Source organism: Anaerocolumna cellulosilytica, assembly GCF_014218335.1.
Taxonomy (GTDB): domain Bacteria; phylum Bacillota; class Clostridia; order Lachnospirales; family Lachnospiraceae; genus Anaerocolumna; species Anaerocolumna cellulosilytica.
Window position 1 is genome coordinate 3,266,439 of sequence record NZ_AP023367.1, and the last position, 15,173, is coordinate 3,281,611.

Annotated in this window: 12 protein-coding genes; 1 reads left to right on the forward strand and 11 read right to left on the reverse strand. The window is 35.9% G+C overall.

Annotated elements, in window-relative coordinates:
* Positions 1–33: 33 nt before the first annotated feature.
* The 5 genes from acsn021_RS13450 to rimO all read right to left on the reverse strand — a co-directional run bounded on the left by acsn021_RS13450 (position 34) and on the right by rimO (position 5,738).
* On the reverse strand, positions 34–1,275 hold the full coding sequence (locus acsn021_RS13450) for a BaiN/RdsA family NAD(P)/FAD-dependent oxidoreductase (protein WP_184095043.1): 1,242 nt from the start codon (positions 1,273–1,275) through the stop codon (positions 34–36).
* A gap of 169 nt (positions 1,276–1,444) precedes the next feature.
* On the reverse strand, positions 1,445–2,095 hold the full coding sequence (locus acsn021_RS13455) for a hypothetical protein (RefSeq protein WP_184095045.1): 651 nt from the start codon (positions 2,093–2,095) through the stop codon (positions 1,445–1,447).
* Positions 2,096–2,516: 421 nt separating this feature from the next.
* Positions 2,517–3,764, reverse strand: coding sequence for a competence/damage-inducible protein A (locus acsn021_RS13460; RefSeq protein ID WP_184095047.1), 1,248 nt, complete (start codon positions 3,762–3,764; stop codon positions 2,517–2,519).
* Between the two features lie 15 nt (positions 3,765–3,779).
* Positions 3,780–4,319, reverse strand: a complete 540-nt coding sequence (gene pgsA / locus acsn021_RS13465; RefSeq protein WP_184095049.1) for a CDP-diacylglycerol--glycerol-3-phosphate 3-phosphatidyltransferase — start codon at positions 4,317–4,319, stop codon at positions 3,780–3,782.
* 63 nt (positions 4,320–4,382) lie between these two features.
* Positions 4,383–5,738 (reverse strand): 30S ribosomal protein S12 methylthiotransferase RimO, encoded by a 1,356-nt coding sequence (gene rimO, locus acsn021_RS13470; RefSeq protein WP_184095051.1) that lies wholly within the window; start codon positions 5,736–5,738, stop codon positions 4,383–4,385.
* Between the two features lie 199 nt (positions 5,739–5,937).
* On the opposite strand from rimO, the gene acsn021_RS13475 reads away from it, so the two are divergent.
* Positions 5,938–7,569, forward strand: a complete 1,632-nt coding sequence (locus tag acsn021_RS13475; protein WP_184095053.1) for a CvpA family protein — start codon at positions 5,938–5,940, stop codon at positions 7,567–7,569.
* A 133-nt stretch (positions 7,570–7,702) separates the two neighbouring features.
* Here acsn021_RS13475 and acsn021_RS13480 read toward each other — a convergent pair whose 3' ends face one another.
* From acsn021_RS13480 to acsn021_RS13505, 6 genes are all read right to left on the reverse strand, one after another.
* Entirely contained in the window at positions 7,703–8,326 is a 624-nt protein-coding gene (locus acsn021_RS13480) for a hypothetical protein (protein ID WP_184095055.1), read from the reverse strand.
* Positions 8,327–8,353: 27 nt separating this feature from the next.
* Entirely contained in the window at positions 8,354–9,193 is an 840-nt protein-coding gene (folD, locus tag acsn021_RS13485) for a bifunctional methylenetetrahydrofolate dehydrogenase/methenyltetrahydrofolate cyclohydrolase FolD (protein ID WP_184095057.1), read from the reverse strand.
* A gap of 205 nt (positions 9,194–9,398) precedes the next feature.
* Positions 9,399–11,693, reverse strand: a complete 2,295-nt coding sequence (locus acsn021_RS13490) for a hydratase (RefSeq protein ID WP_184095060.1) — start codon at positions 11,691–11,693, stop codon at positions 9,399–9,401.
* Positions 11,694–12,281: 588 nt separating this feature from the next.
* Positions 12,282–13,271 (reverse strand): LacI family DNA-binding transcriptional regulator, encoded by a 990-nt coding sequence (locus tag acsn021_RS13495; protein ID WP_184095062.1) that lies wholly within the window; start codon positions 13,269–13,271, stop codon positions 12,282–12,284.
* 13 nt (positions 13,272–13,284) lie between these two features.
* Positions 13,285–14,124 (reverse strand): sugar phosphate isomerase/epimerase family protein, encoded by an 840-nt coding sequence (locus tag acsn021_RS13500; protein ID WP_184095064.1) that lies wholly within the window; start codon positions 14,122–14,124, stop codon positions 13,285–13,287.
* A 189-nt stretch (positions 14,125–14,313) separates the two neighbouring features.
* The gene (locus acsn021_RS13505) at positions 14,314–15,171 is read right to left on the reverse strand and encodes a carbohydrate ABC transporter permease (RefSeq protein WP_184095066.1); all 858 of its coding nucleotides are present in this window, start codon (positions 15,169–15,171) and stop codon (positions 14,314–14,316) included.
* Positions 15,172–15,173: the final 2 nt, after the last annotated feature.

The window sequence follows — 15,173 nt, forward strand, 5'->3', positions numbered from 1 at the left end:
ATCCGCATTATTTTACCTATAAAATTCACAAAATCAAACTGCATTTCCAGCAGAATAAGCTGTTGACCACGCAATCTGTAAGTTAAATCCACCTGTTAAGGCATCCAAATCCAGTACTTCTCCAACAAAAAATACATTTGACACCAGTTTAGACTCCATTGTTGTTGGGTTAATTTCTTTTACCTGTATGCCACCTTTTGTTATAACTGCTTCATTGTAATCCCGTAATCTACTAATATGAAGTTCCAAGCCTTTTAGAAGCTGTACCAATCTGCTGCGCTCTTCCTTGGTTATGAAATTTACTTTTTTTTCCGGGTCGATTTTGCTTAATGCTATTATAACTTGAATTAACTTTCGTGGCAAGAGTTGATCTAGTGCATTCTTATATTGTTTGTTGCTAAATTCTTCAAAATCTCTTAATATTCTGGCATCAAGCTGTTCTCTGGTTAATGCAGGTTTTAAATCGATTGACAATATTAAATCCTTATTCTCCATATAAGGTATACAATAACTGCTGGCACTAAGAATAACCGGTCCGCTGACACCAAAATGGGTAAATAGCAACTCACCAAAATCCGAATAAATCTCTTTACCTTTTGAGTTTATGGATATTTTAATATTTTTGAGAGCAAGTCCCTGCAATTCCTTCACAAGCCTAGCTTCTTCTATATTCATGGGGACAAGAGAAGGATATAGTTTAGTTATAGAATGCCCGGCTGCCTTTGCAAAACGGTATCCATCACCGGTAGAACCTGTAGAGGGATAGGATAATCCTCCGGTGGCTACAATCAATTTTTCTCCATACAAAATATCAGCATGGTTGATTTGAACCCCTTGAAATACAGTACCCTGATACAGTATATCTGTAACCTCATTTTGATAGCGAATCTCTACCTGAAGACGTTTTAATTCTTTTAACAATGCTCCAATTACATCAGAAGACTTGTCCGATTCAGGAAATACACGGTTACCACGTTCTATTTTTGTTTTCAAACCGATATCTTCTAAAAACTGCATAAAATCAAAATTGGTAAAACCATAAAATGCTCCATACAAAAACTTTCTATTTGTTACGACATTTTGAAACAAATCCTCTATATCACAGGCATTGGTAATATTGCACCTTCCCTTTCCTGTTATATATAATTTCTTTCCAAGTTTATCATTCTTTTCAAGAAGAACTACTTTTTTACCGTTTCTAGCTGCAATAATAGCAGAAAACATTCCTGCCGCACCGCCTCCAACTACGATAACTTCTATTTTTGTATTACTCATTATTATCCCTATCGCTACCACGATGCGAATGATAATCCACGGATTCAATGAACCCATTCGCGGTACTTTCTTTATTTATATTTTCTTAAAGTTATATGGAAAAATTCCGATTCCGGTTTTATCGGAATCAGAATTTTTTATAGCTATATTCAAATGATAATTACAAAGTCTATTTTGTTTTCGTTCCATCAAGATAAACTTCATTTAACCCAAACAAATAATGTCCAGAAGAATATTCTTTTCCTTCTACTCTAAAGATCACCTTAGGATATTCATCCTTAAGATTGTCCACAAGACTTTGAGCAATGGCGTCTAATATGGTGGTCTCTACACCGCTTCCAACATTAATAAGGGGTGCATAGTCATTTAAAAAACTGACTATAACTGTATCCTTATCCGTAGTAACATTCTCGATTCCCACTGATATGAGTCTGTCATCAAAGGAATCAATCACTAAATCAACAATTAATTCAGGTGTCAATTCACTATTTTCAGGTACTAAAGCTACAACAGATTCCACTTCCTGTGTATTTTGATTTATTGTATAGATGGGTACCTCTATACTGGCAACGGGAGCAGGCTGACCTGTTCCTTTTTCTCCCTTGGGTGTGTCTGTTGGTTGCAATATAGAATCAGATACCGTTTCACTATTTTTAGTCTCAACTTCCGTATCTGAGTTTTGAAGCTCGATATTTTCTGAAAACATATCACCAGCACTTCCGTCAATAGACTTATTACGTGCGGGAGAACAAGCTGTAGTTGTTAAAGCCAATATCAAAGCAGCTGATAAGCACATCTGTCTGACTATCTTAATCTTCAATACAATCTCTCCTTACATATAATACCAAGATACCAGTTAAAATATTATTTATAAATCAATAGATTTTTCCCATCATCATACAAAGCAGTTTTCAGAAATCAATTCCATGCCTGGTTAATATTTATACAACAACCAAATTCTACTTTCTAATGCTAATAATATTCCTTAACTATGTCATTTTTATGTTAAAACCTTGATAATTTCATGTTTGCAAAGATTGAAAGAAACATAATCACATTCCTTTTCAGACAGATACTAGCACAACGAAGTGATATTACAAAATCTACATATATTAACAATTATACCTATTTTTGTGTATTTATACATAAACTCTATAACTTATACATTGTTGTTTTTTTATTCTAAACGATTGATGCCATTTCCGTTACTTATTTCCAACAATTAACACGTTCAAATCCTTTTAGCTTTCATCGAGAATACAATTTCTTAATAAATTCAATGCATAAATAACCGTAGAATTCCTTATTTTTTGTCGATTTCCTTTTAGACGAAGCTCTTGTACTGTTACCTTGCCCTGTAAATAGCAGGCCACGTATACAAGCCCTACTGGTTTTTCTTGTGTACCACCCTCAGGCCCTGCAATTCCTGTAACAGCTATAGATGCATCGCTTCCTGCTGCCTTTGCCGCTCCCTTAGCCATCTCTATCGCAGTTTCTGCACTCACAGCACCATGGCTTTTTAGTGTTTCTGCATCTACGCCAAGATATTTCTGTTTTGCTTCATTGGAATAGGTTATAAAACCTTCACCTAAAACAGACGATACGCCGGCTACATTCACAATGCGTCCGGCCAACAGACCTCCTGTACAAGATTCAGCCAAAGCTACGGTAAGTTTATTATCAGTCAATAGCTTAACAACAACATCTTCCAGGTTTACTTCTTCTCTGGTCGTATAAATCGTATTCTGAAATCTCTTTCTCAGTTCCTTAACCATAGGTTCAACAAGATTTCTGCCTTCTTCAATTGTAGTTGCAGAAGCTGTAACCCTTAGGTGTACCTCTCCATCTTTTGCGTATGGGGCAATTGTAGGATTTGTCTGGGCAGCAATAATATCCGCAATCATAGTTTCAGCTTTACTTTCGCCAATACCGCATACTTTAACCATTTCAGTATAAAAAACAGCCGTCTGTAAACTTCTCAAATATGGTATTATACCCTCTTCGAACATTGGATAAAGTTCATTTGGAGGTCCCGGTAAAAGTATAATTTTTTTGCCATTGACAGATTCTGCAATCAGTCCAGGTGCTGTACCATTATAATTGTCTATGACGATGCTGCCTTCCACTACAAGCGCTTGCTTCCAGTTATTAGAAGTAATGTCTTTTACATTCCTGCCTGCAAAGTAACTTTTGATTTGTTCTCTGGAATGTACATCCTCTACCAGTTCTTTACCCAGAACTCTTGCTGTTACTTCCTTGGTCAAATCATCCTTTGTAGGTCCAAGGCCTCCTGTAATAATAACAATATCCGAACGATTTAAAGCTGTCTTTATGGTATCGGCAAGTCTTTCTTCATTATCACCCACAGTAATCTGAAAATAATTCGAAATCCCCAGTTCTGCAAGCTTTACTGCCAGGTAGTTTGCATTGGTATTCACTATATTACCAAGTAATATTTCTGTACCAACGCTTATTAATTCTGCTATCATAGGACGCCTCCTTAATTAGCCTTGCTCTATCAACACCTTTTTATTCTTATATAAGTAATCAATTAAGGATAGTACTGTCAAAACAAGTGATAGATAAATAAAAATCTGTTCCAACATATTAAATACAGTGTAATCAAAATTAATAATTAATAAAATAGACATAATCATCTGGGCCGTCGTTTTAAATTTTGCAATTTTACTAGCTGCAATTACAACGCCATTATCTGACGCAACCAATCGAAAACCGCTGATTATAAACTCTCTGGATATAATAACAATAATAATCCAGGCAGGTATCAACTTTAACTCTACAAAGCAAATTAAAGCTGCTGACACCAAAAGCTTATCTGCTAACGGATCTGCAAATTTTCCAAAGTTGGTAATTAGGTTATACTTTCTAGCCAAATAACCATCCAAGGCGTCAGTAAGACAAGCGATTATAAATATTGCAGCTGCCCAGTATTTCCCCCCGGGGATACCTGGAACCATAAATAGCACTAGAAAAACAGGTATCATAAACACTCTGGCAATTGTAATTTTATTAGGCAGATTCATGAATTGCACCCTTCCTTCCGATATATGGAAATAATATTATTATAGACTGTCTCACTTAGGAAATCAAGTAAGTTCTCCAATTAAATCATAACCTTTAGCATCTGTGACCATTACTTCTACAAATTCACCAGACATTAATTCACCTCTAGCTCGTACAAAGATATATCCATCTACATTTGGCGCATCCATATAGGTTCTTCCAATATATACATTTCCCTCATAACCCGGATAAGCTTCCTCATTCTCTTCCGGAAGTTTGCCTTCAATCATGACTCTAAAGTTATGTCCCACCATATCTTCAGCACGTTTGAAAGCAATGTTCTGCTGAACTTCCATAATCTCAGCCTGTCTTTCCTTTTTAATCTGTTTTCGAATCTGAGGTTTCATTTTTGCAGCCGGTGTATCCTCTTCTTTTGAATACATAAAGACTCCAAGCCGGTCAAATCTCATATTCTCTACAAACTCTACAAGCTCTGTATGATCTTCTTCCGTTTCACCTGGGAAACCGGTAATCAATGTTGTCCTTAGAGTGATATCAGGAATATGTTCTCTTAAACGACCGATAATATTCACCAATTCCTTCTTACTGGTTCTTCTGCCCATCTTCTTTAATATATGATCTGATGCATGCTGTATGGGCATATCAAGATATTTACAGACTTTCTTCTCCGTTTTGATTACTTCAATCAATTCATCGGTAATTTCTTCCGGATAACAATAAAGGATACGAATCCACTCCAATTCTTCTATCTTACTTAATTCCTTCAAAAGCCTCGGCAGTGATTTTTCTCCATAGATATCCTTACCATAAAGAGTGGTTTCCTGAGCTACCAAAATTAACTCACGGACACCACCCTTAACAAGTTCTTTTGCCTCCGTTATCAGTCGTTCCATAGGTATACTACGATAATTTCCCCGTATCTTAGGAATGATACAGTAGGTACAATGTTTATCACAACCCTCTGCAATTTTTAGATAAGAAAAATAGCCTCCTGTCGTATTAATACGATTCGTTGTTACTTTCGCATCATAATCCAGTTCTTTTAATCTTACTACAGATTTCCCACCTTCCATTACTTCATCAATAACCTTTACAATTTCATCGTAACTTGAGGTTCCTAATATAGCATCTACTTCTGTAATTTCCTTTTGAATGTCTGCTTTATAGCGCTGTGCCATACAGCCGGTAACAATAAGTCCCTTTAAGTCACCGCTCTTTTTGTATTCTGCCATTTCAAGTATTGTATTTATACTTTCTTCTTTCGCATCATTTATAAAACAACAGGTATTTACAACAATTACATCTGCTTCTTCTTCTGAACCTGTAATTTGATAACCTCTTTCACGAATTAGTCCTAGCATTACCTCACTGTCCACTAAATTTTTATCACAACCTAGTGAAACAAAAAATATATTCATGTCAACCTCCGTATAAAAAATTATGTTAAAAAATATCATCCTTGTCATTTTAACAGCTTTTCCATAAAAAGAAAACCTTTATTTCTCATGAAAATCTAATTCATTTATAATTGACATTTATCTCATATTTGTTATGATAGAAACAAATTGAAAGCTTTAATCTGATTTATGGCTGTAAACAGCAGAATGTGAGGTAGTTATGAAAAAGTTTCTAAAGATTATAATCCCCTTAGTTTTAATAGTAATTGCAGGTTATATTTATTATTATGTAACCTTACCGGCTATTAATATTCACTCTCCGGGTTTCTGGTTTTTTATCCTGATTGCTTTTCTAGTAATCAGCACATGTGTCGGCTTTGCAACCGCTAATTTGGACAAAAAAGGCCGAAGACTTCCCGGTCCTATGTTTAAGAATAAGTTATTTACCATTTCCATGGGTATTACCCTTGCTTTATTAGCTGTTTACTTGATAGGCAGCCTATTATCTTCTCCTATCGTAAATGCAGGAAAATATCAGCAGCTATTAACGATATCCGAGCGTGACTTTCAAGAGGATATAAAAGAAATTTCGTATAATGAAATACCTATTCTGGATAAAGACTCCGCTGCTTTATTAGGTTCAAGAACAATGGGCAGCATTCTTGAATATGTATCCCAGTTTGAGGTAAGTAATAACTATACCCAGATTAATTACCAGAGTGCTCCCACCAGAGTATCTCCCTTGCGTTACGGCAGCTTTTTCAAATGGCTTAATAATAGATCTAAAGGTGTCCCAGCTTACATGAAAATAGATATGGCCACTCAGGAAGTAGAACTTGTAAAACTACAGGAAGGTATTAAATATTCAGAAGCTGAACATTTCGGAAGAAATATATATCGTTATCTGCGTTTCCATTATCCGACATATATCTTTGATACACTAAATTTTGAAATAGATGATGAAGGTACCCCTTACTGGATTTGCCCCGTTAAAGATTATACCATTGGGTTATTCGGCGGACAGACTATCGGAAATGTGGTTATAGTAAATGCTATAACTGGAGAGCACAAGGATTACAAAATAGATGAAGTCCCTCAATGGGTAGACAGAGTATACTCTGCTGAATTATTAATTACCTTATATGATTATTACGGTACCTTAAAGCATGGTTACTGGAATTCTGTAATTAGTCAGAAAGATTCTCTGCAGACAACAGATGGCTATAATTATATTGCTCTTGAAGACGATGTGTGGGTATATACCGGTGTAACTTCTGTTGGTGGTGATGAATCTAATGTCGGTTTTGTACTGATGAATCAAAGAACTGCGGAAACTCGCTATTATTCAATCTCCGGTGCTGAGGAATACTCTGCCATGGCCTCTGCGGAAGGTAAAGTCCAACATTTGGGATATCGCGCTACTTTTCCCCTTCTTCTTAATATCGGAGGAGAACCTACCTATTTTATAGCATTAAAAGATGCCGCAGGATTAGTAAAAAACTATGCGATGGTTAATATATCAAAGTACAATATTGTTGCTATCGGTGATACCGTAAATGAATGTGAGAAAAAATATCTTTCTGCATTGAAATCCGGAGGTGTCACAGTATTAGACACTACAAATCTTCCGAAAATCACCGGAACTATATCAAAAATTGCAGAAGGTGTTATAGATGGCAATTCCCATTATTATATATTATTAAATAACAGTACTGAAATATTTGACGTTGAGGTCGCTTCCTATTTATCTATTATCAAATATAATGTTGGTGATACCATAACCCTCACTTATTCTCAAGGTGCAGCGGTCAATACGGTTGTTGAGGTTGTTGAGGTTGTTGAATTAGAATAATCTGAAATAAGAAAGCAATTTCACACGTTAAATTTAAGCTTACAGGCGAAGTTGCATGTATGGATGCCAGGCAAAATAAGTGCTGATGTAAATTCCAGATTTCTATGGATTTTGCATCAGCACTTATTTTATACTAAAAATTAGTTATTTCCTTTAATTTCACAATGTACTCATTTAACTTTTTCAGCTTTTTCTCCCGTTTCTTCCCCGGATGTTTATAATCACCAACAAACGATGTATCAATAAACCTCTTTATACATCTAATATCACGTTTTTTTTCCAGACTTCGTAACCTTAAATCCAGATTTTTACGGATTCTTACCATCGCCTTGCTATGATCAATGGTTGTTACCAGTTTACCATCTTGAAATATTAATTCAATTACATGGTTATAACTAAAACAGGGTAGTTCTCCCTGGATATCGTAAGTTTTTAATATCTCGGCAGCAATTACAACTGCTCCCGTAAAAATGACCGGATACATAATATCTTCGTACAATACTGTCTCCCTATTATTTTCAAGTTTGATAGTCACAGGATTTCTTCCGCTAATCTCAGGAAATCCCCTGTCAGAAGTTACTTCTAAATTCTTTAGAAACAATTGGAAATCTTTTATGATAAGTAAATTACTATATTCAAAGTTTTTATCATTTTTCCAGGTTGGAGATATACCAAAAACCTCGGGATTAATAATATCCCTATCCTCACACTTCAAAATTTGATATAGTTTATCTTCTATTAACAAGTTATCATTCATACTCTTTCTCTCCCACTGCCAGCCCTTTTACATTCTGACACTCTCAACACAGTTGTGCATCAGCATAGCAATCGTCATTGGTCCAACTCCACCCGGCACCGGTGTAATTGCGCTGACTTTATCTATAACGTCATCAAAATCAACATCGCCGCAAAGCTTGTTGTCCTCTCCACGATGTATTCCCACATCAACCAACACAGCACCTTCTTTTATAAATTCTTTGGTTATAAACTTAGGTTTACCGAGTGCAACCACCAAAATATCTGCGCGTTTCGTTACTTCCTTTAAATCTTTGGTTTTGGAATGACAAATTGTTACTGTCCCGTTCTCTCTAAGTAACAATAATCCCATAGGCTTTCCGACAATATTACTTCTGCCCACTATAACACATTCCTTTCCGTTAATACTTATACCGGAACGCTTCAAAAGTTCAATAACACCAGCCGGCGTGCAGGATACAAATCCTTTCTGGCCGATACTTAACGCTCCCACATTAAAAGGATGAAAGCCATCTACATCTTTTATGGGTGTGATTGCTTTTATGATATACTCTTCTTGTATGTGTGCAGGTAAAGGTAATTGCACCAGTATACCATTCACATCTTCTCTATTATTTAATTCCTCTACCAGCTTTAACAATTCCTCTTGAGTTGTTTCCTCGGAAAGTTCATAGGCCAAGGAACGGATTCCTATATATTCACAGGCTTTCTTCTTATTACCTACATAAACACTGGAAGCCGGGTCATTACCAACTTGTATAACGGCCAGAGTTACTTCTATCCCCTTTTCCCTCAAGGCACTTACTTTGCCTTTTAACTCATCTTTTATTTCCTGGGAGATTTTTTTTCCATCTATGATTGCAGCCATATTGCGACCACCCCTTTCTCGTTGTCTTTTTAGGACAAATCTTTCCTATTCTTTCTTATTTTATTACATTTATATGAATATAACAAGTACCAAAGAGACCAAAGTCCAAATCCTTACACAGACAAATTCACACATTTAAAAGCTGGGCGTAGCTCTATAAGCTATTCCCAGCCTTTTAATTTTAACCATTTAGTTTCTTAAGTCCTTATTGCATGTTTTTATCACGATAATAATTAATCAAGCAGCCCTTTTCTATTATTTCTCTTTCATCATCTGTTAATTCATCTAATTTTAAGGTAAATTCTTTCATCTCTTTCGTTACAACATAGGCTTTGATTTCAGATATCTTTTCTTTTATTGCCTTCTTTACATCCTTAACAAGTATATAATCTCCATTTTCAAATGGAAGGTCTTCTTTAAATAGGAAAGGCAACATTCCCCAGTTAATTAAATTAGAACGATACCTTTTGGTAGCATATTCTTCTGCTATGTTAGCCAGACCCCCCAGTACCTTCTGACAGCTAGCGGCCTGTTCTCTGGCAGAACCGTCACCTGGTTTAACTGCATATATCAAGCTTCCAATCTGGGTGTCTCTTGCTTCTATAGAAAATTTAGTATTAATCTTTTCAAAAGCTTCAGCTACTTCTCTATTCGCCGCGGATATATCTTCACCGGCAACTCTTGCCTTCTCTGCCTTTTGTACCTCTTTTGCCCTTCCAACATAGGCAGGATCTTTTCTGGAAAGTGTAAATTCAGCAAGTCCCAAAGGATTAGAGCGATAAGAGGACGTTTCACCGGAAGGAATTAATTCATCTGTCGTTGTAACCGGATCGTGGATAACAGATACTACTTTTAATACAATATCCTCTGTTAATCCAGATATAGCAGGCCAATCAACAATGCCCGGACCAAATTTTAACTCTGTCATTTTATCCGGCTTTCCAAGTCCATTGTAAACTCTGTTGTCATATATTTTACTGTCATAGAAATATTTAGGTTTTAAGAATTCTGCATCAATATCTTCCGCAGATGTTAAATATCCTTTATTTGCAGCGGTCGCCGCTATAGATCTGGCATCCATTAAAGCTACCGATGCTATCTGTCCGCTTGTTACCTTAGAACCTTCTCTGTTAGGGAAATTCCTTGTGGTATGTCGGACACTAAAACCATTATTTGAAGGAACATCTCCGGCACCAAAGCATGGACCACAAAAAGCTGTACGAATTGTCGCGCCGGTTTCCATTAATCTTGCTATCGTTCCGTTTTTTACAAGTTCCATAAATATCGGCTGACTGGCAGGATATACACTCAATGAGAATTCATCCGCACCTATATACTTATTATTTAAAATATCTGCTGCATCACAGATATTTTCATAACCACCGCCGGCACAACCTGCAATAACTCCCTGATCTACATATAATCTGTTGTTTTGTACCTTATCTTTTAGCTGATACTTAATTGTACTATTATCAAGACTTATCATAACCTTCTTTTCCACTTCATCCAGTATGTCATATAAATTTCGATTTAGTTCTTCAATCGTATAAACATTGCTAGGATGGAACGGCATGGCAATCATAGGCTTTATTTCCGCTAAATCTACATAAATCAATCCATCATAATAGACAACATCCTTTAGCGTAAGTTCCTTGAAATCTTCTATCCTGTTATGCTGCTCATAAAACTCTTTAACTTTATCATCAGTTAGCCAGATAGAAGAAAGGCAAGTTGTCTCAGTGGTCATAACATCAATACCTATTCTGTAATCAACACTTAAGTTGCTTATGCCATCCCCAATAAATTCCATGACTTTGTTATTAACATAACCATTTTTAAATACTGCACCAATTATTGCAAGTGCAATGTCCTGAGGACCTACACCTTTTCTGGGCTTTCCGGTCAAGTATACACCAACTACTCCTGGCATATTAATATCGTAGGTACGAGATAATAATTGTTTAACAAGCTCCGGTCCACCTTCACCAATTGCCATAGTACCAAGAGCTCCATAGCGGGTATGGCTGTCAGAACCCAAGATCATCTGACCACCACCTGCTAATACTTCTCTTGCAAATTGGTGAATAACTGCCTGGTGAGGAGGTACATAGATTCCTCCGTATTTTTTCGCACAGGACAGCCCGAACATATGGTCATCCTCATTAATAGTTCCACCGACAGCACATAAACTGTTATGACAATTTGTCAACACATAAGGAACCGGAAACTGTTCCAGTCCACTTGCTCTTGCCGTCTGTATAATACCAACAAAAGTAATATCATGAGAAGTTAATTTATCAAATTTAATTTTTAGTTTGTCCATATTGTCAGAAGTATTATGTACTTTCAGTATTTCGTATGAAAGAGTATTTTTTGCTGCATCTGTCTTCTGACAGGCTCTTCCTAACTTGGAGGAAACTAATTCATTGGTTGCCTCTAATTCATCAATAATCTCTGTGCCATGTAAAATATAGGCACCTTTTTCATAAAGTTTAATCATAATAGCATCTCCTTCTTTGGTCTGGATATAAAATTTATACAATTAAATTTATAAATAGTAATAAATTCCTTTTATGAATGCACCTGCTTGAACCTATGAATTGGAAATGGTCAGGTTGTTTCATGATTTAACGAATTAAATAAGTAACGTCTTTTCATATCATAATATTATTAGAGAAAATAATCAAGATATATTTACTAATTTTCTAAATTAACCTCTACTTTTTATCACCCAAAACCTTTAAACTTTCATTACATTTTTTATGTATTTAATAAAAAAAAGACATCCATACTACTCTTTTCAAATACTAAAAATGAATATATATTCGTTTTGATATTCTTTTGTTACTTGCTATTATTATCTTGTTTTTTTTATTATATGCTTTTTTCTTTTGTTTAGTTATTTGTTCTATTACATAAAAAGAAACCGAACTCTTCTTATGTATCTCCTTTTCCTAGGCTTTAGGTCAAAAATAGAACCATCCCACGAAAAGAGAGTATCATAAAAATATTCGGTTTCTTATTATATATTACATCCTCACATAACTGTAAAACAGACTTTTAACATCTCCCCCTCAAAGTCTGCCTGTTAATGAATCGTTTTAACTGAATTACGAATTATCAATTTGGTATCCAGATAAATCCTTCCAACACTTTCCTTTCGTTCTTCAATAATATCAAACAGTATTTCAGTTGCCTTACCCGCAAGCATTCCCATATTTCGTTCTACTGTCGTCAACGGAAATACCGTATCTCCTAACCAGCTTATATTATCAAAGCCAACAATTGAAATATCTTCCGGTATGTGAAGTCCCGCTTCTTCGATAGCTCTTGCAGCACCAAAGGCCATTTCATCGTTAAATGATAAAATTGCAGTGATATCCTGATTTAATAATTTTATACCGCCGTAATAGCCACTCATTATACGATAATCTCCAGTTACAATGGGAACATCCGCTGTATCAAGTTCATACTTAGCAAAAGCCTCTCTCCATCCTCTGTGCCTGGCTCTGGTAGAAGCAAGATTTGGAATTCCTTCAATAATGCCAATTTTTCTATGACCTTTTTGAAGCAGATATTCCATTGCCTCCTCTTCTCCCTTAACCTCATCGGTAAGGATATTAGCCACTGTATGGTATACTGCTCGGTTAAATACCACAACCGGTATTCCTTTTGCTATGGCTTCTTCTATAAATTCATCATCTTCCGGTTTCTGGCTAAGAATAAGAATTCCATCATACCTAGCAGTACTTAAGCTTCCGGGTTCATGACGGTCAATACCTTTTACAACAACATTATAAGAGTTATCTATACTACTGTATACAGATTTCACGATATCATGAAGAATAAAAGGAGAAGACATATTACTGATATTTGAAAAATATAATCCAATTGTATAAGACTTAGCCAGCTTAAGGTTAACCGCATTCTGATTCGGCGTATACCCAAGCCTCTGAGCAGCCTCTAAAATTCTCTCCCTCGTTTGCGGATTCGTTCTCAAACTTCCGCTTAATGCCCGTGATACCGTAGAATAGGAAACCCCCACTTCCTTTGCTATATCTTTAATGGTAACCGTCATTTCATACTTCCTCTTACTCTATAGATTGGTATATTCTTTCCAGATATTCTCTTGTAGCAATGGCATTAGAAGGTTTTGTATCTTCTAATAACACGTGAATATGCGGTTTTTGTTTTTTTACTAGACCAAGCAATAATTCCGAATTCAGCCCACCGCTTCCGCTAGGTACGCTGATGGTTCTATTATCTTCCACTTTAAAATCCTTTGCATGAATAGCTGCAATATCTTTTCCAAATAACTCAAAAGCACCTTTTATAATTTCATCCTGTTGTTGATAGTTACCGTAATGTATCACATTGACCGGATCAAATATAACCTGTAAATTCGGAGAATTTACCGCTTGCAATACCTTATAGGTTCTATCAATATCGGACATAATGTGACTATATACAGGTTCTATAGCGAAAATCACACCCATCTTTTCTGCATAATCTACAACAATTTTAACATTCTCTATTAAAATCTGTAGTGCTTCCTCTGAATGATTCGCTTCTTCAAATATATATTGTGCATTCACTGCTCCAGTTTCAGTACCTACCATGCCACAACCTAACAAGCTTGCAAAACGGATATGTGCCTTATATGTTTCCATAACTTTAACATGTTCCGCTTTGTCCGGTGTTGTAATATTTAAATAACAGCCGAGAACAGATATATCAACCTTGTTCTGTGCAAATATTTCTTTTATATACAATGCCATCCCAGGTGAAAAAGCTTCCGGATTCACATTAAAATCATGAATTGCTTTTTTTAAAGCTAATTGGGTGCATTTAAAGCCTTTCTTTGCTATATTAGCAACTAATTCCTCCAATGGTGCCTGTTCCATGTCATGTGCTCTGATTCCGATTCTCATAATTCCTGCCTTTCTCTTAAGGAATTCGGGTCCGTAAAGCCATTGCCCACTTTCCCGAACCTTTCAACTAGATTTTTATCCGATTATAATGTCCAATTCACTTAAGTTTAAGCAATTGGTTACATCTATTTTACTATAAAATAACCAGAATTTCCAGTCCTTGTACACGAAACTAAGAATCCCGCTGCATTATCCCTTTACACTTCCGGCAGTAACCCCCTCTACAAACTGCTTCTGTGCTGCAAAGAATACAATCAGAGATGGAAGTAAAGTTATAATAGACATTGCCAGTATCTTATTCCACTCAAAACCAACATCTGCATCCATAGACAACCGTAGTCCTAATGAAGCTGGATATTTTGCTACGGTCTTTACATAAATCAATGGTCCCATAAAGTCGTTGGAGGACCACATAAACTGAAATAACGCAGCTGATACGATAGAAGGCTTTAAAACCGGACAAATAATAAACCACAAGGTTTGCAGGGAATTACATCCATCAATCTTTGCCGCTTCCTCTAACTCCTTTGGTATCCCTCTCAAAAACTGTACTAACATAAATACGAAGTACGTATCGCTGGCAAAAAAGGTTGGTATGATTAACGGCAGGTATGAAAGTGATGGTTCCAACCAACCTAAATTACGAAAAAGTAAATACTGGGGAATATTTAATACCACCTGTGGCAGAAATAATGTAGATAACAATATTGCATAAAACATTTTCTTGCCTTTAAACCGAAACCTTGCAAAACCATAAGCCGTTAATGTTGCAGATAAAACGGTACCAACTACCTTCGGCAATACAATTTTATAGGTATTTACCAAATAAGTTAAAAATGTATATTCTGTTGACTGCCACCCATTAATATATGCCTGAATCGAGAATTTCTTCGGTATGATTCCAATAGATGAGAATATCTCATTATTACTTGTCTTAAAGGAGGCTCCCAGCATCCAAAGCATAGGGTATATCATAATCGTACCAACACCTATTAATACGAGATAACGAAGTGTTGTATTTACTATATTTTTTTGTCTTCTTGTCATAG

Bases quoted from the DNA above. Each gene is read 5' to 3' on its own strand.
- acsn021_RS13450 (WP_184095043.1), bottom strand. From the start codon at position 1,275: ATGAGTAATACAAAAATAGAAGTTATCGTAGTTGGAGGCGGTGCGGCA.
- acsn021_RS13460 (WP_184095047.1), bottom strand. From the start codon at position 3,764: ATGATAGCAGAATTAATAAGCGTTGGTACAGAAATATTACTTGGTAAT.
- pgsA (WP_184095049.1), bottom strand. From the start codon at position 4,319: ATGAATCTGCCTAATAAAATTACAATTGCCAGAGTGTTTATGATACCT.
- rimO (WP_184095051.1), bottom strand. From the start codon at position 5,738: ATGAATATATTTTTTGTTTCACTAGGTTGTGATAAAAATTTAGTGGAC.
- acsn021_RS13475 (WP_184095053.1), top strand. From the start codon at position 5,938: ATGAAAAAGTTTCTAAAGATTATAATCCCCTTAGTTTTAATAGTAATT.
- acsn021_RS13480 (WP_184095055.1), bottom strand. From the start codon at position 8,326: ATGAATGATAACTTGTTAATAGAAGATAAACTATATCAAATTTTGAAG.
- folD (WP_184095057.1), bottom strand. From the start codon at position 9,193: ATGGCTGCAATCATAGATGGAAAAAAAATCTCCCAGGAAATAAAAGAT.
- acsn021_RS13490 (WP_184095060.1), bottom strand. From the start codon at position 11,693: ATGATTAAACTTTATGAAAAAGGTGCCTATATTTTACATGGCACAGAG.
- acsn021_RS13495 (WP_184095062.1), bottom strand. From the start codon at position 13,271: ATGACGGTTACCATTAAAGATATAGCAAAGGAAGTGGGGGTTTCCTAT.
- acsn021_RS13500 (WP_184095064.1), bottom strand. From the start codon at position 14,124: ATGAGAATCGGAATCAGAGCACATGACATGGAACAGGCACCATTGGAG.
- acsn021_RS13505 (WP_184095066.1), bottom strand. From the start codon at position 15,171: ATGACAAGAAGACAAAAAAATATAGTAAATACAACACTTCGTTATCTC.